At 58.8% G+C, this 262-nt stretch carries 1 protein-coding gene; it reads right to left on the minus strand.

The window, feature by feature from the left end:
* Window positions 1–262, minus strand: a 262-nt coding sequence (locus SB756_RS31515) for an NAD(P)-dependent oxidoreductase (RefSeq protein WP_410913429.1), incomplete at both ends; no start/stop codon positions are given.

Here is a 262-nt window from a genome sequence, read left to right on the forward strand (position 1 = left end):
GCTTCAGTCGTCGAAGCACGGCCAGTCCGATACGCCCTGCCCCGATCGTTCCGAAATGCATTCCTTCGAGATCGTAGCTTCGCCTCACGCAGTCCGCGATGTTCCAGCCTCCGTTCGCCGCAAACTGATGAGCTGGAACGAAATTCCGGACGAGCGCCAGCACCGTCATGACGACATGTTCCGCTACGCTGATGCTGTTCGAGAACGTCTCCTCCGCGACGGTAATGCCTCGTTCTGCAGCAGCCAGGAGATCGACATGATC

It is taken from the genome of Pseudomonas sp. SIMBA_068 (assembly GCF_046534705.1).
GTDB classification, from domain to species: domain Bacteria; phylum Pseudomonadota; class Gammaproteobacteria; order Pseudomonadales; family Pseudomonadaceae; genus Aquipseudomonas; species Aquipseudomonas putida.